Origin of the sequence: Paraburkholderia tropica (assembly GCF_014171495.1) — a bacterium.
Classification (GTDB): domain Bacteria; phylum Pseudomonadota; class Gammaproteobacteria; order Burkholderiales; family Burkholderiaceae; genus Paraburkholderia; species Paraburkholderia tropica.
The window spans coordinates 1,080,665-1,101,691 of sequence record NZ_CP049137.1 but is presented as its reverse complement, the minus strand read 5'-3'; the positions used below and the strand labels follow the sequence as shown (position 1 = coordinate 1,101,691).

Genomic DNA, 21,027 nt, shown 5'->3' with positions numbered 1-21,027 from the left:
GCTCGTGCGCATGCGCACGCAGGCACCGGCGCGTGCATCCGCCGTCTGCCTTTATACTGCTGGCCCCGGAAACAACGACAGACAAGGACGGCGGCGCCGCGCGCGCCATCGTCGACAAGGAAGACCAGATGGGACCGTATGTAGACGCCGTGCCCTCGGCGGAAGTGCTGCCCGCACGCGCCGACGTGGTGATCGTGGGCGGCGGCGTGATCGGCGTATCGGCGGCGTGGCACCTCGTTTCGCAGGGCTTGAGCGTGGTGCTCTGCGAGAAAGGCCATATCGCCGGCGAACAGTCGAGCCGCAACTGGGGCTGGTGCCGCCAGGCGGGCCGCGACATGCGCGAGATGCCGCTCATCACCGAAAGCATGCGCCACTGGCGCGGCATGGCCGAGGCCGTCGGCGCCGACGTGGGCTACCACGAATGCGGCGTGCTCTATATCGGCGCGAACGAGGAAGACGAAGCGGGCTTCCAGCAATGGTTCGACGACGCATCGGGCTACGACACGGGCGCACGCATGGTGCGCGGCGCGGAACTCGCGAAGCTGATGCCCGGTGCGTCGCGCGCGTATCGCGCCGGCCTTTTCGTGCCGACCGACGGCCGCGCGGAACCGCAGCGCGCCGTGCCCGCAATGGCCCGCGCTGCGCAGGCGCGCGGCGCGACGCTCATCGCGCACTGCTCGGTGCGGGCGCTCGAACGCTCGGCGGGCCGCGTCTCCGGCGTGGTCACGAGCCGCGGCCGCATCGCCTGCGACGCCGTGATTCTCGCGGGCGGCGCGTGGTCGAGCCTGTTCTGCGCGAACGAAGGCGTGCGTCTGCCGCAACTGAAAGTGCTCGGCACCGTGCTGCGCACCTCGCCCGTCGAGAACGGCCCGCCGACGTGCGGCTGGCTCGGCGACATCGGTTATCGCAAGCGCGCGGACGGCGGCTACACCATCGGCTATAGCGGACATCGCTACACGCCCGTGAGTCCCGAAGGCTTCAAATATCTGCGCGAATACACCCCGCTGCTCAAGCAGAACTGGCGCACGATCCGGCCGCGTTTCGATTCGGCGGCATGGCGCGAGTTTCGCGATCGTCCGGGCTGGAACGCCGAACAGACGAGCCCGTTCGAACGCACGCGCACGATGGACCCGCAGCCTTCGCAACGCGGCGTGCAAGCCGCGATGGACAGCATGCGTCGCCTCTATCCCGCGTTCAACGACGCACGCATCGTGCAGGAATGGGCCTGTTATATGGACGTGACGCCCGACATCATTCCGTATATCGGCCCCGCGGCGAGCGTGCCGGGACTCACGGTCGCGACGGGCTTCTCGGGTCACGGATTCGGCATTGGTCCCGCAGCGGGACGCGCTGCCGCCGACGTCGCAACAGGCCGCAATGCGGGCATCGACCTCGCACCGTTCTCGCTCGATCGCTTCGCGCCGGGCATGCCGATCGTGCCGGGCGGAGAGATCTGAAGTTACCCGCGCTTCACGGTGTTCGATCGACGGCGTCGCGATATGCGGCGCCGTTTTTTTGCATGCGACAAATTGCGCCACTTCGCGCCACCTTGCGCACGCAAGCGCCTTTCAACGAAACACGCCTGAAAACAGGATCAAAACGTAATTCGGAAAATCATCCCGACCATTTTATTTCGGCATCCATATTAATTTACCGATGTGACACGTTGTGTCACTTTCATAGCCGTTTTGCAATCGAGCCTTTCACGTTATGTGCGGCCACTATGGTGGACGCATTTAATTTATTCCTCTATACTCGATTCGTCTTAATTACAAAACGCAACATCTCTTGCGATTCTCGCTGCAACGTCGTGCAAGTTTCACGCTCGCAGCCGGCTCGCACCATCAAGGGAACCTCCGGTTCCAGCGGCACGCAAATTGCTACCGCACTCTTGCCGTTGCAGGTTCGAACGGCGCCCATGTCTGGCACGCACAACGCGCAGCCGGACTGAACATGACAACCAGACGAACGCCATAGCGTTCATTCGACGGCCGGCCGCCCATTGATCGCGCGCCGGTACAGACTGTTTCCGTCAGTTCAATCGCGGCCATGCCGGGATCACGAACTTCCTTCGCGGCGCCATTGCCTGGCGCTCCCGCGGCGTGCCTGCGCGCGCCGTTTCGTCTACAAGGAGGCGTATCTTCATGACTCGACGCACTGTCCAACTCGTGGGCAGCCTGATAGCGATAGCCGTCATAGCGTGGGCGCTAGCCCGCGGTATCGGCGCCGACACGTTCCGCAGCCATGCGGGCGATCTCGCGTATTACACGGGTCAGCACATGCTGCTCGTGGGCTATTCGATGGCGCTTGCCATCCTCGTGGGCGTGCCTGCCGGCGTGATGCTCAGCCGCCCGCGCTTTCAGCGCCAGGCCGAACGCTTCATGCAGATCTTCAACATCGGCAACACGATTCCCTCGCTCGCCGTGCTGGCGATCGCGCTGGGCATCTTCGGTATCGGCGACATCCCCGCCATCGTCGCGCTGTTTCTGGCCTCGCTGCTGCCCATCACGCGCAACACCTATGAAGGCGTGAAGAACGTGCCCGCTTCGCTGCGCGAAGCCGCGAAAGGCATCGGCATGACGGGCTGGCAATCGCTCGTGCGCGTCGAACTGCCGAACGCGGTGCCCATCATGGTGGGCGGCGTGCGCACGGCGCTCGCCATCAACGTGGGCACGGCACCGCTCGCCTATCTGATCGGCGCGGACAGCCTCGGCTCGCTGATCTTCCCCGGCATCTATCTCGACAATCAGCCCTTGCTGCTGCTGGGCGCGGCCATCACGGCGATTCTGGCGCTCGTGCTCGACGGCATTGTCGCGACCGGCAGTCGTCAATGGATGCTCCGTCACGGAGGTCTCGCATGATGTTTCGCAGTACGATACGACGCCTCGCGAGCGCCTGCGTGATCGGTACGCTGTGTTTCGCGGCCAGCACCTCGGCGTTCGCCGCCAAAATCGTGCTCGGCGCGAAGAACTTCACCGAGCAATACGTGCTGGCCGAAGTCACGGCGCAATATCTGCGCTCGCGCGGCTACGACGTCGAAGTGCGCTCGGGCCTCGGCAGCACGCTCATGCGCAGCGCGCTGGAGAACGGCCAGTTCGACATGGTGTGGGATTACACGGGCACGGCGGCGCTGGTCTACGACAAGCTCACCGACAAGCTCGGCCCCGAAGCCATGTACCAGCGCGTGAAGGCGCTCGACGAACCGCGCGGGCTCATCTGGCTCAATGCCTCCACGCTCAACGACACCTACGCGATCGGCCTGCCCAGCGAATTCGCGCAGCAGACCGGCATCAAGACGGTCTCGCAGCTCGCGGATTATCTGAAGTCGAATCCCAAGGCGAAGCGTATGGTGTTCGGCATGGACGCCGAGTTCGCGAATCGTCCCGACGGCCTGAAGCCGCTGCTCGAAACCTACGGCATGCACTTCAAGCGTTCGCAGATGAAGCAGATGGACCCGGGCCTCGTCTACACGGCGCTGCATAACAACCAGTTGAAGATCGGCCTCGTCTACACGACCGATGGCCGCGTGAAGGGCTTCGGCATCGTGCCGCTCGAAGACGACAAGCATTTCTTCCCGCCGTACAACGCCGTGCCGGTCGTGCGCAAAGAGACGCTCGAGCACAATCCGAAGCTCGCGGCGCAGCTCAACGCGCTCTCGGCGGCGCTCAACAACGACGTGATGCAGGACATGAACAAGGCCGTGGACCTCGACGGCAAGTCGCCGCGCGATGTGGCCGATGCGTTCCTGCGCGCCCACACGTTGCCTTGAAGGAGCACGCATGAACGTATTCGACTATCTCGCCTCGAGCTGGCCCGAGCTGCTCCAGCTCACGCTCCAGCACATCTGGCTCGTCGGCATTGCCGTGGGCTGCGCGATCATCGCGGGCGTGCCGCTCGGCGTGCTCGTGAGCCGTCACGAATGGCTCGCCGGTCCGCTGCTCGGCATCGCCACGATCGTGCTCACGCTGCCGTCCATTGCGCTGTTCGGCCTGATGATCCCGTTCTTTTCGCGCTTCGGTCAGGGGATCGGCGCGGTGCCCGCGATCACGGCGGTGTTCCTCTATTCGCTGCTGCCGATCATGCGCAACACCTATCTCGCGCTGCGCAACGTGGATCCCGGCATCAAGGAAGCCGGCACCGGCATCGGCATGACCTCGTGGCAACGTCTGCGCCTCGTCGACCTGCCGCTCGCGGTGCCCGTGATTCTCGCGGGCGTGCGCACCGCCGTCGTGATGAACATTGGCGTGATGACGATCGCCGCCGTGATCGGCGCGGGCGGACTCGGCACGCTGATTCTGCGCGCCATTGGCCAGAGCAGCATGATGAAGCTGCTGGTCGGCGCCGTGCTGGTCAGTATCGTGGCGATCGTCGCCGACCTGCTGTTGCAGGCCCTGCAACGCGCGCTCACACCGAAAGGAGTACAGAAGACATGATCGAACTCGACAAACTGACCAAGACTTTTGCACAGAAAAGCGGCCAGCCCGTGAAGGCCGTGGACTCCGTGAGCCTCTCGGTGCCTGAAGGCGAAATCTGCGTGTTTCTGGGGCCGTCGGGCTGCGGCAAGACCACCACGCTCAAGATGATCAACCGCCTGATCGAGCCGACCTCCGGGCGCGTGCTGATCAACGGCGAGGACACGACCGGCCTCAACGAAGTCGATCTGCGCCGCCATATCGGCTATGTGATCCAGCAGATCGGCCTGTTCCCGAACATGACGATCGAGGAAAACATCACGGTCGTGCCGCGTCTGCTCGGCTGGGACAAGAAGCGTTGCGCCGAACGCGCGACCGAACTCATGTCGATGGTCGCGCTCGATCCGAAGCTGTATTTGAAGCGTTATCCGCGCGAATTGTCGGGTGGTCAGCAACAGCGTATCGGCGTGATTCGCGCGCTGGCCGCCGATCCGCCCGTACTGCTGATGGACGAGCCGTTCGGTGCGGTCGATCCGATCAATCGCGAGACCATCCAGAACGAGTTCTTCCAGATGCAGCGGCAACTGAAGAAGACCGTCATCATGGTGAGCCACGACATCGACGAAGCGATCAAGCTCGGCGACCGCATTGCCGTGTTCCGTCGCGGCCAGCTCGTGCAATACGATCATCCCGATACGCTGCTCGCCCGCCCGCGCGACGAATTCGTCGCACAGTTCGTCGGCCAGGACAGCACGCTCAAGCGCCTCTTGCTCGTGAAGGCCGGCGACGCCGCCACGCAGCCCGAAACGGCACGCGTGGAAACGCCGCTCACGCACGCGTTCTCGGTGATGGACGAAGCGGATACGCGCTACCTCACCGTGCTCGACGACGCGCGTCATGCGCTCGGCTATGTCACGCGCCGCGCGGCCCGTGGCGCAGACGGTGTATGCGGCGAGCGCGTGACGCCGTTCGCCGCATCGGTGTCGGCCGAAGACAATCTGCGCGTGGTGCTCTCGAAGATGTATCAGTTCAGCGCTTCGTGGATGCCGGTGCTCGACGCCGATGGCGGCTACGTCGGCGAGATCACGCAGGACTCGATCGCCGAATATCTGAGTTCGGGCCGCTCGCGCCAGCAAACGGGTCAGGCGCCCGCGAAGGCGGTCGCAACGGCGTGAGGCTTTAGCGCCAGCGCTTTCTTCAGCGCGGCATCATGAAAAAGGGCTCGTTCGTGAGATACGAACGAGCCCTTTCTTTTCGCGGCACTACGAACCCATCGGTTTAACGCGGGCCGCCACCGGGACCACCACCGCCGCCAGGGCCGCCACCACCGCCAGGGCCGCCGCCGGGACCACCGGGGCCGCCACCATAGCCGCCACCCGGTCCGCCGGGACCGCCGCCAGGAGGCGGCCCCCACCAGCAACCGCCGAGCGCGGCGGTCAGGAACAGCGCGGTCAATATCGTCATCAATTTCTTCATGGGCTCTCCTGTGGCGAAGGTCGAGCAGCGCGCGAGCGCACCGCGTCGGCCAGGGACCCTGCGCGCAAGCAACGCGCATGCCCGCCACGCCAGCCTCGAACGCGATCGGCAATAGGCAGTCTGCTCATTCGTCTAACCAAAGTTGGACGCGAGCTTGCCGGCAACGTTCATTGTCTTAAGCGTGTGCTAAGCACGCGGCCCGCATAATCGGCGCTCGTCCACCGCGCCTTGCCGCGCCCGAGCCTCACGCATGAAACGCCTTTATCACCATCGCGGCCACGTGATCGACGTCAGCGTCGAAACCGTCTGCCGCGCGCCGGACGGCGGCGCCACGGCGCTCGACCATATCGCCGTGCTGCTGATTTCCGCCGACGCTTCGCCGGAGCACCCCGACACACAACCGTACGCGCGCCTGCGCATCGACCGCACCACGGGCCGCGCCTTCGAGTCCGAAGCCGATGCGCTGATGGGCGGCTACAGCGTGGGCCGCGGCATCGTCGACAAAATGATCGACGCGTCCTGAACGCGCAAGCAACGCCTCAAGCCACGAGATAGCGCTGCACGAGGCGCACCCACGCGGCCGCGCCGAGCGGCAGCACCTGGTCGTTGAAATCGTAGCCGGGGTTGTGCACCATGCAGCCACCGAACTCGCCCTCGCCGTTGCCGAGCAGCAGATAGCAGCCCGGCACCGCGTTGAGCATCCACGCGAAATCCTCACTGCCGTTGAGGCCTTTCGGGGCCTGCACCACCACGTTGTCCGCGCCGACGAGTTCCGTGCAAACCTGTTGCGCCAGCAACGTTTCCTCGGGCGCATTGACCATCGGCGGCGTGAGCTGGCGATAGTCGATCTGCGCTTCCACGCCATGCGCCTGCGCCGTCAACGCGACGATCTCGCGCACGCGCTGCTCCACCAGCGCGCGCGTGTCCGGGCGCGCGGCGCGAATGTTCACGCCGAGCGTGACCGTTTCGGGAATCACGTTATGCGTCGCGCCGCCGCGAATGAAACCGACCGAGACCACGGCCGTGTCGTCGGGCGCGACGTTGCGCGCGACCACCGTCTGCAAGGCCGTGATCAGCGCGGCGGCGGCCACGACCGGATCTTTCACGCGATGCGGCATCGCGCCATGTCCGCCCACGCCCTTGAGCGTGACGTCGGCGACATCGGAAGACAGGCTCACCGGGCCCGCCAGCACGCGAAACGTGCCCGCCGCGATGCCCGGCATGTTGTGCAGCGCGTAGACGGCATCGCAGGGAAAGCGCTCGAACAGGCCGTCATCGATCATCGCCTTCGCGCCGCAGAGGTTTTCTTCGTCGGGCTGGAAAATCAGGTTCGGCGTGCCGTCGAAATCGCGCCGCTGCGCCAGCGTTTTCGCCGCCGCGAGCAGAATCGCCGTGTGGCCGTCGTGACCGCACGCGTGCATCTTGCCCGCGTGCTGGCTCGCATACGGCAGCCCCGTGTTTTCGACGATCGGCAACGCGTCCATGTCCGCGCGAATGCCGAGCCGCTTCGTGCCCGCGCCGAGCTTCAGTTGCCCGACCACGCCGCTGCGGCCAATGCCCGTATGCACGTCGTAGCCCCATTGTTCCAGCAGCATCGCCACGAGTTTCGCGGTCGCGCCGACTTCGAAACCCAGTTCGGGCTGCGAATGAATCTGCCGTCGAATCCCGATGAAGGTCTCCGCGTCGATTTCGATCTCGGGCAGCAGCGTCGGCAACAGCTGAAATGGCGTGAGGGTGGATTCGCGCTTCATGTCGATGGACTCCTCTCAGGTTCCTGGGCCTTGTCGGCGTGGATATTCGTATTCGATGCAGCGTGTTGGATCCGCCATCAAGCGACGCGGCGCTCGCGGATCCGCCACACGGCAAACAGCGTCACGCATCCGCACGCCACCATGTAAAGCGCGGGCGAAAGCGGATTGCCGGTCTTCGCGATCAGCCAGGTGACGATGAACTGCGAGCTGCCGCCGAACACCGTCACGCCCACGCTGTAGATCACCGACAGTCCGCTCGCGCGCACCGAGGCGGGCAGCATCTCCATGAGCACGAGCAGCATCGGCGTCGAGCCGAGGTTGGCGCAGGCCGTCATGACGACCGAGAGCAGCAGCACGAGCGGCACGCTGGGAAAGCGCGTCATCAGCCAGAACGCGGGTATCACCGTGACGATGTTGAAGAGAACCGAGGCCATCACGAGCGGTTTGCGGCGCGTGAGCCGGTCGGCGAGACGGCCCGACACGAGCGAGGCGATCAGCATCGTGACGCCGGTCGCGCAGCCCGAAAGCAGCGAGAGCGACGGCGGCATCTTGAGCACGCGGATCATGTACGTCGGCATGAAGAACACGACGAGGTACATGCCCACCGTGCCCGCCGTCACGGCGAGAATGCCGAGCCCGACCTTCGCGCCGTGCTCGCGCATGAGCGTGCCGAGCGGGCTGGCCGCATCGGGTTCGGCGTGGTGCGTTTCGTCGAGTTTCGAGCGGATATAGAGGCCCACGGGCGCGATCGCGAGGCCGCCGAGAAACGGCAGACGCCAGCCCCAGCTTTCGAGCGACGTCGGCGTGAGCGTCGCGTACAGCGCGGCGCCCGTGAGCGCGCCCAGCAGCGCCGAGATGCCCTGGCTGCCCAGTTGCCAGCTCACGCGAAAGCCGCGCCGGTTGACCGCGCCCGCTTCCATCAGCATCGAGGTGGACGCGCCGATCTCGCCGCCGAGCGAAAAGCCCTGCAACAGGCGGCCCGCGAGCAGCACCAGCGAACCCCAGACGCCCGCTTGCGCATACGTGGGCGCGAACGCGATGCAGAGCGTGCCGCCGACCATCAGCGCGATGGTGAGCGTCATGGCCGCCTTGCGGCCGCGCCGGTCGGCATAGCTGCCGATCACGAGGCCGCCGAGCGGGCGCATCACGAAGCCGATGCCGAACGTCGCGACCGCCAGCAGCAGCGAACCGTAGGGGCTATCGGAGGGGAAAAACAGGTGGCCGATCAGCAGCGCGAAGAAGCTGTAGACCGTGAAGTCGTACATTTCGAGCGCGTTGCCGATCGAGCATGCGGCGATCAGGCGGACCTGGCTGGCGCGCGTTTGTGTGTGCGACTGGCGGACGGGCGCGTCGTCGGCGCTGCTGAGCGTTACGTCATTCATGGCGAATCTCCGCGGGCTGGGTCGAACGGCGCGTTCGGGACGGTTCACGCTGTGCGCATCGCAGTCCGCGCATCAGGCGATTCGATATTCAGGCCAAGCGCCTTTTTGAAAGAAGTGAGAAATTTTCATCGTGATAACCAGATAGAATCGCTTTCATAACCGATGTGCACGGGCCATCGGGATAACTACCGAGCGTCGTGACATCGCTTTCGCGCCGCGCGCCGAAGGAATCCATCCGATGAAACTGCATCAGTTGCGCGTCCTGCTCGCGCTCGCGCAGCACGGCAGCATGCACGAGGCCTCGCGCAGCCTGCACGTCTCGCAGCCCGCGCTCTCGAAGGCCATGGCCGAACTCGAACGCGAACTCGGCGTGACGCTGATCTCGCGCTCCGTGCGCGGCGTGAGTCTCACGCAATACGGCCGCGCGCTCGTCAAACGCGCGAGCGTGGTCGAGCATGAATTGCGGCACGCGCTCGAAGACATCGAATCGATGCGCGGCCATGCCGAGGCGCAATTGAATATCGGCTTTTCCGCCGTGGCGTCGAGCGGCCCGTTGCCCGAGGCCATCGCCGCGTTTCGCGCGCGCTATCCGGGCGTGGCGATTCACGCCTATGAAATGCGCCCGCAGCAGATTCTCGAAGGCCTGCGCGAGGGCCATCTCGACATCGCGCTGATCTCCACCAACAGCGGCGCGGGGACGAGCGCCTTCCAGTGGGAACCGCTTTTTTCCGTGGGCATGCTGGTCGCCGCACGGCCCGGCCATCCGCTCGGACGCAGCACGCGCATCCGCTCGCTGGTGGACGCCGAATGGCTCACGCTCGATCCGCTCGACGATCCCGGCAGCCCGCTCGCGAGCCTGATGCGGCTGCACCGGCTGGAGATGCCGCGCAACGTCGTGCAAAGCAGTTCGAATCTGCTCGGATTGCAACTCGCGACCTGCACCGACCTCATCAGCGTCTGGTCCGATTTCGTGTTTTACGGCCGCAATGGTCCGCTCGTCCTGAATCCCGAGGCGCTCAAGCCCTTGCCGATTCGCGACGAATTACCGGATTACCACGTCTATATGGTCTATCGCTCCACCGATCTGATGACACAAACCTGCCTCGAATTCAGTAAGGAAATCCGCCATCGCGGTAAGAAAATGGTGTCGCCGCGTCTTGCCGCCGCGGGCAGCGCCAGCGCGGGCGCCGCGCCGCGCGCACGCAAAACCGCGGCCACGCAAAAATAATCACGTAATTAGAACCCTGATTCGATTGCCATTTCGCGCACGATAAAACCCGAGCAAAGCCTTTTCATGCGCGGCTTTCCTTCACGACGCACCCTTCCGCGGCTTTCAAATAGTGAACGGATTAACACTTACGAAATATTTCCGTAATTCCAGAGTAATGGGGCATGACCATAATCCGCCGCCGTTAACCACGACGACGGAGTTATCAGATGTCCGCTTCATGCCGCCGCGCCTCGCGCCGCCTTCTTCCCCTGCGCCTCGCGGTGCTGTCGAGCTTCGCCGCGCTGGCCGCGTGCGGCGGCAGCCACGACGCAGCCACGACCACGAGCGCGATTCCCGCCGCGCCCGCCGATCCCGGTTTCGTCGATAACGCGCCGATTCCCGACGTGCCCGCGTTCGTCGACAACATCGCGACCAACCAGCGAGGCGACGCGCGCTACGCCACGCTCGCGACGAATGCGGGCGTGCGCGTGGGCGCGCGCTTTCTCGACATCTGGCAGCCGCTCACGCTGCTCGTCGACGCGGGCGTGAGCGCCGCCGCGAACGGCTCGTTCCCGGCCGTCGTGCAATCGACGTGGACCGGCCTGCCCAACGACGGTACGCCCGGCGGCGCGGTGCTCAACAACACCGTGCACACGGCGAACGTGCAGTACGTCGTCAACGCCACCACGCAGCGCACCCAGGCGCAGGCCGACGCGGCCTACTACGACGACCGTCGCGGCAAGGGCTACAGCGTGACCGACGGCATGGGCCCGCTCACGAGCGCGTGGCGCACGGCGGCGCAGCAGACCACGAGCATCACGTCGATTCCGGGCGACGCCACCACGGTCCTCTACAACGACTCGGGCAACAACATCGGCGTGGGCAGCACGACCAACGCCACTTTCGGCAAGGTCGTCGATCTGCTCAACACGATGGGCAACAACGCGTCGACGGAACCGGCCAAGCGCTTCTACAAGTACGCGCGGCCGTTCCGCTGGAGCACCGCCGTGGTGGTCGATCCGACGCTCGTCCCCGCGATCAGCACGACGCCTTCGACGGACGGCGGCTTCATCAGCGGTCACGAAGCCGAAGCCATGCGCGACGCGATGACGATGGCCTACGTCGTGCCCGAGCGCTTCCAGGAAATGGCGAGCCGCGGCCTCGAACTCGGCGAAAACCGCATTCTCGCGGGCATGCATTCGCCGCTCGACGTGATCGGCGGCCGCATGTTCGCGCTCGCCGCCACGGCCGCGAATCTCTACGATCCGGCCAACGCGACGCTCAAGAGCGCGGCATACACGCAGGCGCACAGCGCGCTGATGCAGGCCACGAGCACCGACGCGACGAGCTTCGCCGCCTACGCGCATTCGGGCACCACGACGACCGACCGCTTCGCCGACTACGCGACCAACAAAACGGAGTTCGCGCGCCGCATGACCTTCGGCTTCTCGCCGATCGAATCGACCGACGCGCCGCCCGTCGTGCCCAAGGGCGCCGAAGTGCTGCTGGAAACGCGCTTCCCGTATCTGAGCGCCGACCAGCGCCGCGTCGTGCTCAAGACGACGGAACTCGCCTCGGGCTATCCGGTGATGGACGACGCCGAAGGCTGGGGCCGCCTGAACATGTTCGCGGCCGGCGACGGCTACGGCCAGTTCAACGGCAACGTGATCGTGTCGATGGACGCCACCCAGGGCGGCTTCAACGCCGCCGACACGTGGCGCAACGACATCGGCGGCACGGGCAAGCTCACGTTGCAAGGCAGCGGCACGCTCACGCTCGCGGGCAACAACAGCTATAGCGGCGGCACGCAGATCAGCGGCGGCGTGCTCGCGGCCGGATCGGCGAACGCGTTCGGCAGCGGCGACGTCTACGTCGGCGCCGGCGGCGTGGCCGTGAGCGCCAGCGCGCCGGTGGCGGTGACGGGCAAGTACACGCAGCTTGCCAACACCACGCTCGAACTCGATATCGACGGCAACGGCGGCGGACGTCTGCGCGTGGGCGGCCAGCTCACGATCGCAGGCGGCGCGCTGCACGTGAAGTTCGTCAACGGCTACACGCCGAAGGCCGGCGACACGCTCGACCTGATCGACGGCGCCGGCGCGACGAAGTCCTTCACGAGCGTGACCGTCGACGGCTTCAAGGCCACGCCGGTTTATACGTCGACGGGGGTGTCGGTGAAGCTGTCGTCGTGATGTGGCGCTGATTGACACATCGATTCACGCGCGATGAAGAAAAGCCCCGGCTCGCCGGGGCTTTTTGCATGGTGTCCGGCACACTGCCGCGCGATCCATTAAGATCGCAGGAACCCTCTGCTTACCTGCCGGCCGCGTGCCGGCTTTGTGTTTTCCGAATTGCGCCGATGAATGAGCCGCTGAATCCGCCAGATCTGCCGAATCCGACCTCGCAAGAGGACGCGCCGCGCTGGACGCCGTTATGCGCCAGCAGCGACGTGGCGGAAAATCGCGCGCGCGCCGCCACGCTCGACGGCAAGCAACTCGTGGTCTGGCGCGACGGCGAAGGCGGCATCCACGTCTGGGACGACCGCTGCCCGCATCGCGGCGAGACCTTGTCGGACGGCGTGGTGGCGGGCGGCCTGATCGCCTGCGCCTCGCACGGCTGGCGCTTCGACGTGAACGGTCAGCAGATCCGGCTGATCAACAGCACGCAGTCGGCGCGCTGCGACGCAAAGATCCACGCCACCGTGCACGACGCGCACGAACGCAACGGCTACGTCTGGGTGCGCGTGCCGCTCGCCCGCGCGGCCGTTGTCAAAGACGCCCGCGCGTCCGCCGCCAGCCATCACGAGTGCGCGTAGATCGGGCCGAGACCGACCACGTCCTGCCCGGCCGACGGCGACACCGATGCGCCCTTGTCCACGCTGCCAGCCGAGCTATTCGCCGCACCGCCATAAGCCGACGCATCCGCCCCGTTCTTTGCGCTCTCACGCGCCAGCGCAGCCTGAATATTCTGCGGATACTGCGTGTAATCGGCGGCCGGGTTGTAGCCCGACTTTTCCAGTTGCACCAGTTCCGCGCGCACCTGCGCCCGCGTGAGCGGCGCATTCGACTGCGCGAACGCAGCGGCCGGCAGGGCGACGGGAACAGCGACAACAGCGGCGACGAGCAGGGATTGGATCAGCTTCATGGTATGCACCTCCGGGTTCGGTTGATGTGAACCGCGCGTCGGGCGCGGTGTCCAGTCCGCTTCGTTGCGCCGTTTGCGGCGTTGCTGACTGGCATGGAGGTATTTGAATCCCCGCACGTATCTGGCGTGTTTGCGCAGTGCGGTACTTTTGCAAGGCCGTGTGTCCGCCCGCAGCGTAGACACATAGCGATACACACCCGCACGAAAATCGCGTCGGAAGCACGTCTTAAGCACGCCGGCACGCTGCAGCGCGGCAAGCGCCCAAATTGCGCGAACGGAACGCGTGGCGCATGATCGTTCTCGATGCGGCCGCCGGGGCCGCCCGGAGGACGCGCCCCATGAAATGCCTACGCATCTATGCCGACGCTGAGGGCGAGTCCCATTTCGAGGACATCGACATTGCGCTCACGCCGCTCGAACTCTTTCCCGGCATCCCGCCGATCTTTCTCTCGACGTGGGAGCCCGCGAAAGCCGTGCGCTTCGGCTGGGTGCCCGCCGGGCTCAAGGAAGCCGACTGGCACACGACGCCCGTGCGCCAGTTCGTGATCTGGATGACGGGCTGGGTGGAATTCGAAACCAGCGACGGCGACACGCGTCGCTGCGACCCCGGCACGGTCGTCCTCTGCGAGGACACGACGGGCAAGGGCCATCGCTCGCGTCATCCCGACGAAGGCCAGTTCAACGTGTTCATTCCGCTGGCGTGCTGAGACGCATCGGAACGCATGCGCCGCTTCACACTCAGTCGCGCTTTCTGCGGGCGCGTGCGATCGACAGCAGCTTGCGTCCCACGCGCTTCGCGAAGCGCGCCAGCAAGGGCAATTCGATCAGCCGCCCGCGCGCGCCGAGCACCACGAGCCGCGATTCGTGCAGCGTGTGCCGATCGGCCCAGCGCACCTTGTAGTCGCCGTAGAGCGGCCGAAAATCGAAATCGCGCTCGTGCGCATGCGCCCATTGCGCGATGAATTCGACCAGCAGATTGCCGACCGAATAGGTGCCGAACGCCTCGTCGTAGGTCGTGATGAAATACTCGACCGACTGCGCGCCAACGAGATTCACCGACGCCGCCACCGGCCGCCCTTCCACCTTCACGCAGGCGACCAGCGGCGTGCGCGACAGATCCATGCGCTGCGCAAGCTCGATGAAGAAGTCGCGCACGCCGTCATCCATCAGATACGGCGAATCGATGCCGCGCGCGAGCGCCCAGCGGCGCTTGTTCGCGAACAGCCACGTGAGCACGGTGCGCGCTTCGTCGGCGTTCGCACACCAGTCGAAACTCACGTGACCGAGCTTGCGCAGCCGCTTGAGGCTAGCGCGCAGCGCCGTGCGCAACGAGCCATGGCGCGTCGCGAGATAGTCGTCCCAGTTCGCACAGGCGCGCAGACCGATCGCATAACCCGGCATCACGCGCCAGCGCGCGGGCAAGCGGCGGCGCACCCACGATTGCGGCGCGGCGGCGAGCGCGCGCTGCAACGCGCTGCCTTCCTCGAGCATCGGCACGGTCAGCAGATCGGCATGCAGACGCCGCACCGCGCGCACGGCCGCTTCGTAGAGTTCGGCGCGCCGCGTATCGGCAATCAGCGGGCCGCCGTATTCCTCGCCGCAACCGCTGCCGAGCGGTTGCGCGCAACGCAGCACGCCGCGGCGCTCGATCGCGACCGGCCACAGCACGCACACGTCGAGCTCCTCGTAGACGGCCGCGACCTCGACGATCGCGCCGCTCGCCAGCGCGCGCTCGGCGGCCAGTTCCGCGTAGGCGAAATCGACGAACGGCGACGCCGCCTCGCTTTTCCCCAGCAACGCACGCCATTGCGGCTGCAAGGCGCGAAACGCCTCGATCGTCGCGCAGGTCAGCACTTCGAAGCGAAATGGCGCCGCCGCGGATGAGGCGGCGGGCAGCGGGATCGTGGTGGTCGTCACGGAACTCCTCGTTGAGCGGTAGCGGGCACAGGACCCCGCGTGCTAATCGAGCGACGCGCTCATGCGGTCGCGGGTCGTGATACGGCGATGGCGGTCGGCGAACGCGTCGGGCCGCGCGCCGCGCACGCTTTGCCAGATCACCACGCCCTCGCGTTCCTCCGGCCCAAAGCCGAGTTCGCCGCTGTCGTAAGCGAACATGCGTGCGAACCAGCGCTGCAGATGCGGCGAGGCATCGAACACATCGCCGCATACGGGGTTGTCGTAGACCACGAACAAATGACCGCTCGCGCCGCTCGCGAGCGCCGCCTCCAGCTTGGCGAGCAGCGCGGCCATCAACTCGGGGCCGAACGGATTGAACAGGAACACGACGGCGTTGCCCGGCGGCAGCGCGAGATCGGCGACGTTGGCCGCAATCGCGCGAATCGGCGGACGATGCGCGAAGCGCCCCGCGATCGCGATGGCGTTCTCGTTGGCGGTCTTGACGAGTTCGGCACTGATGTCGCAACCGAGAATGCGCGCGAACGGATACTCGGACGCGACCACCAGCGGACGCCCCTTGCCGCAGCCGATGTCGATGAAGGTGTAGCCCGCGATGTCGCCGAGCGTGTCGAGCGCGCGCCGGATGATGGTGGGCTGCGAGCCCATGTACGGATTCAGTTGCGCGACGAGGCCCGGATCGCGCTGGAGCGCCTGGGCATCGACGAGACCGCTCGTATCGATGCCGTATTGCAGGTCGAACGGATGGCGGCGCAGGCAGCCCGAATAGACCGCGCGCAGCAGCGGCACGCGGATGCAGATGCGGCGCATGCGCGGCGCGAACATGGCGCGCTGCACGCCGTCCGGCAGCCGCGCGACGACGTTGAGCAACGGTTGCTTGAGCGCGCGGCGCAGCGTGTGGCGCGGTCCGCCGTGGGTCGTCGTGTGCATGAGGTCGTGGCCGGTTGCGTTCGATGCGAGGCGGGCAATGCTCACATCAATACCTCACGCGCACGCGCGCGAGCCGCCATAGTTCAGGTGGATTACGACAACGCCCGCACCCGCGTTCACGGCTGGCGATGCGGCGAGTGGACCTCAAAAGCCAACGGCGCCGGGACACGGCGCCGTTGGCGATTCGCGGCTGCAACGCGCGATGCGCAGACGGCTCATCGCCCCGCTTGCGCCACCCCATTCTTTCTCAACACGAGCCGCGCCTCCAGGCCGCCGCCCGCGCGGTTATGCAGCGTGAGCTGCGCGCCCATCGCCGAGGCCAGTTGACGCGCGATCGCAAGTCCGAGACCGGTGCCGCCCGTGCCGCGATTGCGCGACGTTTCCAGCCGGTAAAACGGCTCGAACACCTTCTCCAGGGACTCTTCCGGAATGCCCGGCCCGCGATCGAGCACGGCGATGGTCACGTCGTCGCCGCCCGGTCCGGCGCTCAGCGCGATCTCCGCCGCGCCCGCGAACTTCAGCGCGTTATCGACGAAATTGCCGACGATGCGCTTGAGCGCCTTCGCACGCGTCACCACCGCCACGGCCGTGCGCGTGTCGTAGACCACGTCGCTGCCCGCATCGACGTAATCGCACACGAGGCTGTCGAGCAGCGCGTCCAGATCGAGACGCACCGGCACTTCCGACGCACCATGCAAGGTCCGCGCATACGCCACGCCCTCCTTCACGAGCTGTTCCATCTCCTGCAGATCCTGGCGCAGCCTGGTGCCCTGCTCGTCGTCGTCCATCGTGTCGACGCGCAGACGCATGCGCGTAATCGGCGTTTGCAGGTCGTGCGAGATCGACGCGAGTATCTGCATGCGTTCGGCCATATAGCCCGCGATGCGCGCCTGCATCGCATTGAACGCCCGCGCCGCGCGCGCCACTTCCGACGGGCCGCTCTCGTCGAGATGCTCGGCCTTGAGGTCGGGCCCGAGGCCGTCGGCGGCGCGCGCCAGCGCCGCGAGCGGACGCGTCGCCACGCGCACCGCCAGCCAGCAGCAGAACGCCAGCAGCACGAGCTGCACGATCAGCACGAGCGGCAGCCAGCGCGACAGCGGCAGCGCGGTCTGCGGCCGCACGTCGATCGTCAGCGGCGAGCCGTCCGAGAGACGCAGATGCACCTGCAGATGCTCGTCGTCGCCGGGAATCGCGTTGACCGTGAGCGCGTAATGCTTGCCGATACCGCGCTCGATGGCCGACTCGTAGCGCCGCGACAGCGTCGCATCGGGCGCGACGCCGGGCACGCCCGGATCGAGCATGAACGTATAGCTGCGGCGCGCGAGACGCGGCAGCCAGGCCGCACGCTCGGACGGCGGCAGATTGTCGAGCAGCGCGACCGAACTGGCCACTTCGCGCTCGACGTAATCCATCATCATGTTCGCGGTGGTCTCGTCGCGTTCGGTGAGCGTGAGCCAGACCGAGAGCGTCTGCGCGAGCACAAGGCCCACGCAGAGAATCAGCGCGAGACGCGCGAACAGCGAGCGCGGCCAGTGCAGCGGACCGCCGCCGCGCGCAGCGGGCGGCGCCGCGCCTGCCGCATCGTGGGTGGCCGTGCTCATGCCGAACCTTCGATCACGTCGACCGACGACGAGAACACATAGCCCTCGTTGCGCAGCGTCTTGATGTAGCGCGGCTCGCGCGCGCCGTCGCGCAGACGCTGACGCAGACGGCTCACGAGCAGGTCGATCGAGCGATCGAACGCATCGGCCTGACGACCCTGGGTCAGATTGAGCAGTTGATCGCGCGTGAGCACGCGCTGCGGATGATCGAGAAACACGCGCAGCAGCCGGTATTCCGCGCCGCTCAGCGCGACCAGCGTGCCTTCCTCGTCGAGCAGATGGCGCGCCGTGGTGTCGAGCCGCCATTCGCCGAAGCCGAGCATCGGCGCGGTTTCGGTCACCTGCATGCCTGGCGGCAGCATGCGCGTGCGGCGCAGCACCGAGCGGATGCGCGCGAGCAGTTCGCGCACGGCGAAGGGCTTCGGCACATAGTCGTCGGCGCCCATTTCGAGGCCGACGATGCGATCGGTTTCCTCGCTGCGCGCCGTGAGCATGACAACCGGCACCGTGCGAAAACGGCTTGCGCGCAGATCGCGGCAGAGCACGAGACCGTCCTCGCCCGGCATCATGAGATCGAGCACGATCAGATCGGGCGCGCCGTTGTCGAGCGCGGCGCGCATCTCGCGTCCGTTGGCGGCGACGCTCACGCGCATGCCGTTCTTTTCGAGGTAGCCCGCGATCAGTTCGCGGATGCCGCGATCGTCGTCGACGATCAGAATGTGGTCGATTTTTTCCATGCGCCGATCATACTCCGGGCTGCGTTTGCCGACGCACGCTGCGCCGGATGGGGGCGGCATTGCTGCCTTCGCGTTTTTCGCGCCGCGTGGACGACATCAGCGTGCACGACAGCGGATGCGCCACTTCCGTCGCGAGACCGCCCGCGAGCAAGGCGAACAGGGCAAGCAGGCGTTTCATGCGTCCTCCACCACGGAAAGGCTCGCGCCGTCGTTCACACCGGCTTCGAGCGCGTAGACATCGACGCCTTCGAGACAGCCGAGATTGACGCGCCACAGCTTCGGGTCCTTGCGCGTCTGATGAAACGGATAAATACCGCAGTGCTTGCAGAAATAGTGCTTCGCGACCTGCGTATTGAACTGATAGAGCGTGAGCGCGTCCTCGCCCGCGACGACCGTGAGATCGGCGGCCTCGAACGGCGGCGACATCAGCGCGCCCTTGCGGCGGCACAGGCTGCAATTGCAGCGGGCGGCGGGCGTGAGCGCGGTGCGGACCTCGAAGCACACGGCGCCGCAGTGACACGAGCCGTGCAGGCGGCTGGCTTCCATGATGCGGGCTCCTCGTTGCGTGTAATGGCGATGGATGCTTTATAGCGCAGCGGGAGACGGCGTTTGTATCGCAATGTATCTGCGTTTGTGGGCGACACAAAACATTGCACGCCGGGGCGAATTTCGCGGCGTGGCGTGGCCTGGCAGGCCGCCAGGGCATACTGCCGGTCGTTCTGAAACCTGCGGAGCCCCGTTTGTTCGACAACGCATTCGTGTCCCCCTGGCCCGGCGCGCTGGGCGCGATCAGCGAGCGCCTCGTCGGCTGCCCGACGCTGCTGCGCGCGCGCCGCGCCCTGTTCTCGCGCCTGCCGTTCATGCAACTGGCCAGCGATGTGCGCGACATCGTCTATTGCACCTGGGCCGTCGATGCGGCGCGCATCGCGGCGCTCGTCCCGCCTAACGTCGAACTCGTGCAACGCGACGGCAAGACGCTGTTCACGATCCTCACCTACGCGCACCGGCACTTCGGCCCGGCGCTCGCCGGACCGCTGCGGCGGCTTTTTCCGTCACTGCTGCAAAGCAACTGGCGCTTTTATGTGGAGGCGTTTGGCGGGGTCGAAACGACGGCGCCGACGGTGCTGTTCGTCAAGAATATTCTCGACGATCCGCTCTACGCGATCGGCAGCCGGCTGTTCAGCGATGCGCTGCCGTCGCATCTCGCACGGCGTTTCGCGCATCGCACGGACGACGGGCGCTACGTGACGTCGATCGAAAGCGGACGCGGCAGCGCGCCCGAATTCCGCTGCGAAGCACAACGCACGCCAACACGCGCGCTGACGCCCGCGCTCGCGCCGTTCTTCGAAACGTGGGAGAGCGCGGTGGAATGGCTTTGTCTACAGGACGGCGCGCTTTCGCGGGTGGAAGACTGCGAGCGGCTTGCGCATGCATTGATCGATCTGCCGATCGATATCGCCACCGCGCAACCGCTGGAAACAGCCGCCGGGGCCGTGCAAGGCGCGTTTCTCGAACGCATCGGCGCGACCGGCGAGCCTTTTTGTTTTGTCGTGCCCAGAGCGGCGTTTCGGGTGGTGTCGGAGCGGGTGGTTTAGGAAAACTGTGCGCGTCAGGCGGCGCGGATCTCGCCGAGCAGATCAGGATGACGATCGAGCAGCCTGAGCAGTTGCACCAGCGCCAGCGACGGTTTCGTCTTACCGTTCTCATAACGGGAAAACGCATTGACGCCACCGCCGAAAATTTCGGCGGCTTCGCGCTGATCGAGATTGAGCTTGCGGCGCACGGACGCGATGAACAGCGGATCGACGTAAGCGGCGTTGACCTGGCGTTGAAACGCGGCGACGCACTCGGCGTAGCGGTCACCGTGCACACGCTCGAATACCGCCTCGCCGCACGCCGGGCAATAGTCGCCCGTCACGGCCGGAATCACGGTCGACTCGCCTTTGTACGCGTAAGTAAGATCGCGGTTCTCGTGGACCAGATTCGCACCGCCGCAGGCCGGACATTTCACGATCACCACTCCTTGAACGAGACGATCAGGACGTCGTCGATGACGGTCAACTTGAGATAGACGCTGCGCCCGTGCTCGACGGTCGCGCGATAGACGTCTTCCACACGCGATGATCGGCATAGGTCGTCATGCTCTTGTGGAAATCGCCGGGTGCGAGGCACAACACGACCGAGCACATGCCGGAGAGATCGCGGATGCCCAGTTCGAGCGCGCCTTCGTAAGCGCTGCGCGTGGCGCGAACGCGCCCGGCCCGTACCAGTTCGTGAACCCGCGCGAGTTTGCAATGCGGCGTACGCTTTTCCATCGGGATTTTAACCTACTCGGTTAATTTGGCAAGTAGGTTAATTTCACCTCCGCTGCCTTCGCGCGCGCGTGGCGAGAGCAACGTCTTTGCCGGATCGGGCAGCATGCCCGCCAGCGTGTCCTGGAATCGATATCGCCCATGCGGGGGCTTGATTT

The 21,027-nt window shown here is 66.0% G+C and carries 22 protein-coding genes and 1 pseudogene; 12 read left to right on the top strand and 11 right to left on the bottom strand.

Going from position 1 to position 21,027, the window contains the following annotated elements:
• Positions 1–128: 128 nt before the first annotated feature.
• The 7 genes from G5S35_RS35310 (at position 129) to G5S35_RS35280 (ending at position 6,411) form a co-directional block, all read left to right on the top strand.
• Positions 129–1,457: an NAD(P)/FAD-dependent oxidoreductase gene (locus G5S35_RS35310; protein WP_065064256.1), complete on the top strand. Its 1,329-nt coding sequence runs from the start codon at positions 129–131 to the stop codon at positions 1,455–1,457.
• Positions 1,458–1,519: 62 nt separating this feature from the next.
• Complete coding sequence (locus G5S35_RS35305; RefSeq protein ID WP_183040159.1) at positions 1,520–1,951, top strand: hypothetical protein; 432 nt, start codon at positions 1,520–1,522, stop codon at positions 1,949–1,951.
• A 193-nt stretch (positions 1,952–2,144) separates the two neighbouring features.
• A complete protein-coding gene (locus tag G5S35_RS35300; protein ID WP_065064159.1) occupies positions 2,145–2,861 on the top strand; it encodes an ABC transporter permease in 717 nt (238 codons plus the stop codon).
• A complete protein-coding gene (locus G5S35_RS35295) occupies positions 2,858–3,769 on the top strand; it encodes a glycine betaine ABC transporter substrate-binding protein (protein ID WP_065064157.1) in 912 nt (303 codons plus the stop codon). Before G5S35_RS35300 ends, G5S35_RS35295 begins: the two co-directional genes overlap by 4 nt.
• Positions 3,770–3,779: 10 nt before the next feature.
• Positions 3,780–4,433, top strand: a complete 654-nt coding sequence (locus G5S35_RS35290) for an ABC transporter permease (protein ID WP_065064155.1) — start codon at positions 3,780–3,782, stop codon at positions 4,431–4,433.
• Positions 4,430–5,587: an osmoprotectant ABC transporter ATP-binding protein OsmV gene (locus tag G5S35_RS35285; RefSeq protein WP_065064153.1), complete on the top strand. Its 1,158-nt coding sequence runs from the start codon at positions 4,430–4,432 to the stop codon at positions 5,585–5,587. The genes G5S35_RS35290 and G5S35_RS35285 overlap by 4 nt, the downstream gene beginning before the upstream one ends.
• A gap of 551 nt (positions 5,588–6,138) precedes the next feature.
• Positions 6,139–6,411, top strand: coding sequence for a hypothetical protein (locus G5S35_RS35280; protein WP_176081669.1), 273 nt, complete (start codon positions 6,139–6,141; stop codon positions 6,409–6,411).
• 16 nt (positions 6,412–6,427) lie between these two features.
• On the opposite strand, the gene G5S35_RS35275 is transcribed toward G5S35_RS35280, so the two are convergent.
• Both G5S35_RS35275 and G5S35_RS35270 read right to left on the bottom strand, forming a co-directional pair.
• Positions 6,428–7,639: a M20 aminoacylase family protein gene (locus tag G5S35_RS35275; RefSeq protein ID WP_183040158.1), complete on the bottom strand. Its 1,212-nt coding sequence runs from the start codon at positions 7,637–7,639 to the stop codon at positions 6,428–6,430.
• A gap of 77 nt (positions 7,640–7,716) precedes the next feature.
• The gene (locus G5S35_RS35270) at positions 7,717–9,021 is read right to left on the bottom strand and encodes an MFS transporter (RefSeq protein ID WP_183040157.1); all 1,305 of its coding nucleotides are present in this window, start codon (positions 9,019–9,021) and stop codon (positions 7,717–7,719) included.
• A 238-nt stretch (positions 9,022–9,259) separates the two neighbouring features.
• On the opposite strand from G5S35_RS35270, the gene G5S35_RS35265 reads away from it, so the two are divergent.
• From G5S35_RS35265 to G5S35_RS35255, 3 genes are all read left to right on the top strand, one after another.
• Complete coding sequence (locus tag G5S35_RS35265) at positions 9,260–10,249, top strand: LysR family transcriptional regulator (RefSeq protein WP_080180271.1); 990 nt, start codon at positions 9,260–9,262, stop codon at positions 10,247–10,249.
• A 209-nt stretch (positions 10,250–10,458) separates the two neighbouring features.
• A complete protein-coding gene (locus tag G5S35_RS35260) occupies positions 10,459–12,423 on the top strand; it encodes an acid phosphatase (protein ID WP_183040156.1) in 1,965 nt (654 codons plus the stop codon).
• 167 nt (positions 12,424–12,590) lie between these two features.
• Positions 12,591–13,046 (top strand): Rieske 2Fe-2S domain-containing protein, encoded by a 456-nt coding sequence (locus G5S35_RS35255; RefSeq protein ID WP_065064143.1) that lies wholly within the window; start codon positions 12,591–12,593, stop codon positions 13,044–13,046.
• Here G5S35_RS35255 and G5S35_RS35250 read toward each other — a convergent pair.
• The gene (locus tag G5S35_RS35250) at positions 13,031–13,375 is read right to left on the bottom strand and encodes a DUF4148 domain-containing protein (RefSeq protein WP_065064141.1); all 345 of its coding nucleotides are present in this window, start codon (positions 13,373–13,375) and stop codon (positions 13,031–13,033) included. The genes G5S35_RS35255 and G5S35_RS35250 overlap by 16 nt on opposite strands.
• Before the next feature lie 338 nt (positions 13,376–13,713).
• Between G5S35_RS35250 and G5S35_RS35245 the strand changes: the two genes are divergently transcribed.
• Entirely contained in the window at positions 13,714–14,082 is a 369-nt protein-coding gene (locus G5S35_RS35245) for a cupin domain-containing protein (protein ID WP_065064139.1), read from the top strand.
• Between the two features lie 31 nt (positions 14,083–14,113).
• Here the strand turns inward: G5S35_RS35245 and G5S35_RS35240 are convergent, their stop codons facing one another.
• The 6 genes from G5S35_RS35240 to G5S35_RS35215 form a co-directional block, all read right to left on the bottom strand.
• Positions 14,114–15,292, bottom strand: coding sequence for a GNAT family N-acetyltransferase (locus tag G5S35_RS35240; protein ID WP_183040155.1), 1,179 nt, complete (start codon positions 15,290–15,292; stop codon positions 14,114–14,116).
• Between the two features lie 42 nt (positions 15,293–15,334).
• Complete coding sequence (locus tag G5S35_RS35235) at positions 15,335–16,264, bottom strand: class I SAM-dependent methyltransferase (RefSeq protein ID WP_110327023.1); 930 nt, start codon at positions 16,262–16,264, stop codon at positions 15,335–15,337.
• Positions 16,265–16,434: 170 nt separating this feature from the next.
• Positions 16,435–17,820, bottom strand: a complete 1,386-nt coding sequence (locus G5S35_RS35230) for a sensor histidine kinase (RefSeq protein ID WP_080180269.1) — start codon at positions 17,818–17,820, stop codon at positions 16,435–16,437.
• Positions 17,817–18,557: a response regulator gene (locus G5S35_RS35225; protein ID WP_065064135.1), complete on the bottom strand. Its 741-nt coding sequence runs from the start codon at positions 18,555–18,557 to the stop codon at positions 17,817–17,819. Before G5S35_RS35225 ends, G5S35_RS35230 begins: the two co-directional genes overlap by 4 nt.
• A 7-nt stretch (positions 18,558–18,564) precedes the next feature.
• Complete coding sequence (locus tag G5S35_RS35220; protein ID WP_183040154.1) at positions 18,565–18,735, bottom strand: hypothetical protein; 171 nt, start codon at positions 18,733–18,735, stop codon at positions 18,565–18,567.
• Positions 18,732–19,103: a GFA family protein gene (locus G5S35_RS35215; protein ID WP_183040153.1), complete on the bottom strand. Its 372-nt coding sequence runs from the start codon at positions 19,101–19,103 to the stop codon at positions 18,732–18,734. The genes G5S35_RS35220 and G5S35_RS35215 overlap by 4 nt, the downstream gene beginning before the upstream one ends.
• Positions 19,104–19,297: 194 nt before the next feature.
• On the opposite strand from G5S35_RS35215, the gene G5S35_RS35210 reads away from it, so the two are divergent.
• Positions 19,298–20,152, top strand: a complete 855-nt coding sequence (locus G5S35_RS35210; protein WP_183040152.1) for a DUF2071 domain-containing protein — start codon at positions 19,298–19,300, stop codon at positions 20,150–20,152.
• Between the two features lie 14 nt (positions 20,153–20,166).
• Here the strand turns inward: G5S35_RS35210 and G5S35_RS35205 are convergent, their stop codons facing one another.
• Positions 20,167–20,568 carry a type II toxin-antitoxin system MqsA family antitoxin gene (locus G5S35_RS35205; protein ID WP_065064248.1) on the bottom strand — a complete coding sequence of 134 codons (402 nt, stop codon included), beginning with the start codon at positions 20,566–20,568 and terminating at the stop codon, positions 20,167–20,169.
• Between the two features lie 2 nt (positions 20,569–20,570).
• A pseudogene (locus G5S35_RS35200) lies at positions 20,571–20,872 on the bottom strand (type II toxin-antitoxin system MqsR family toxin).
• Positions 20,873–21,027: the final 155 nt, after the last annotated feature.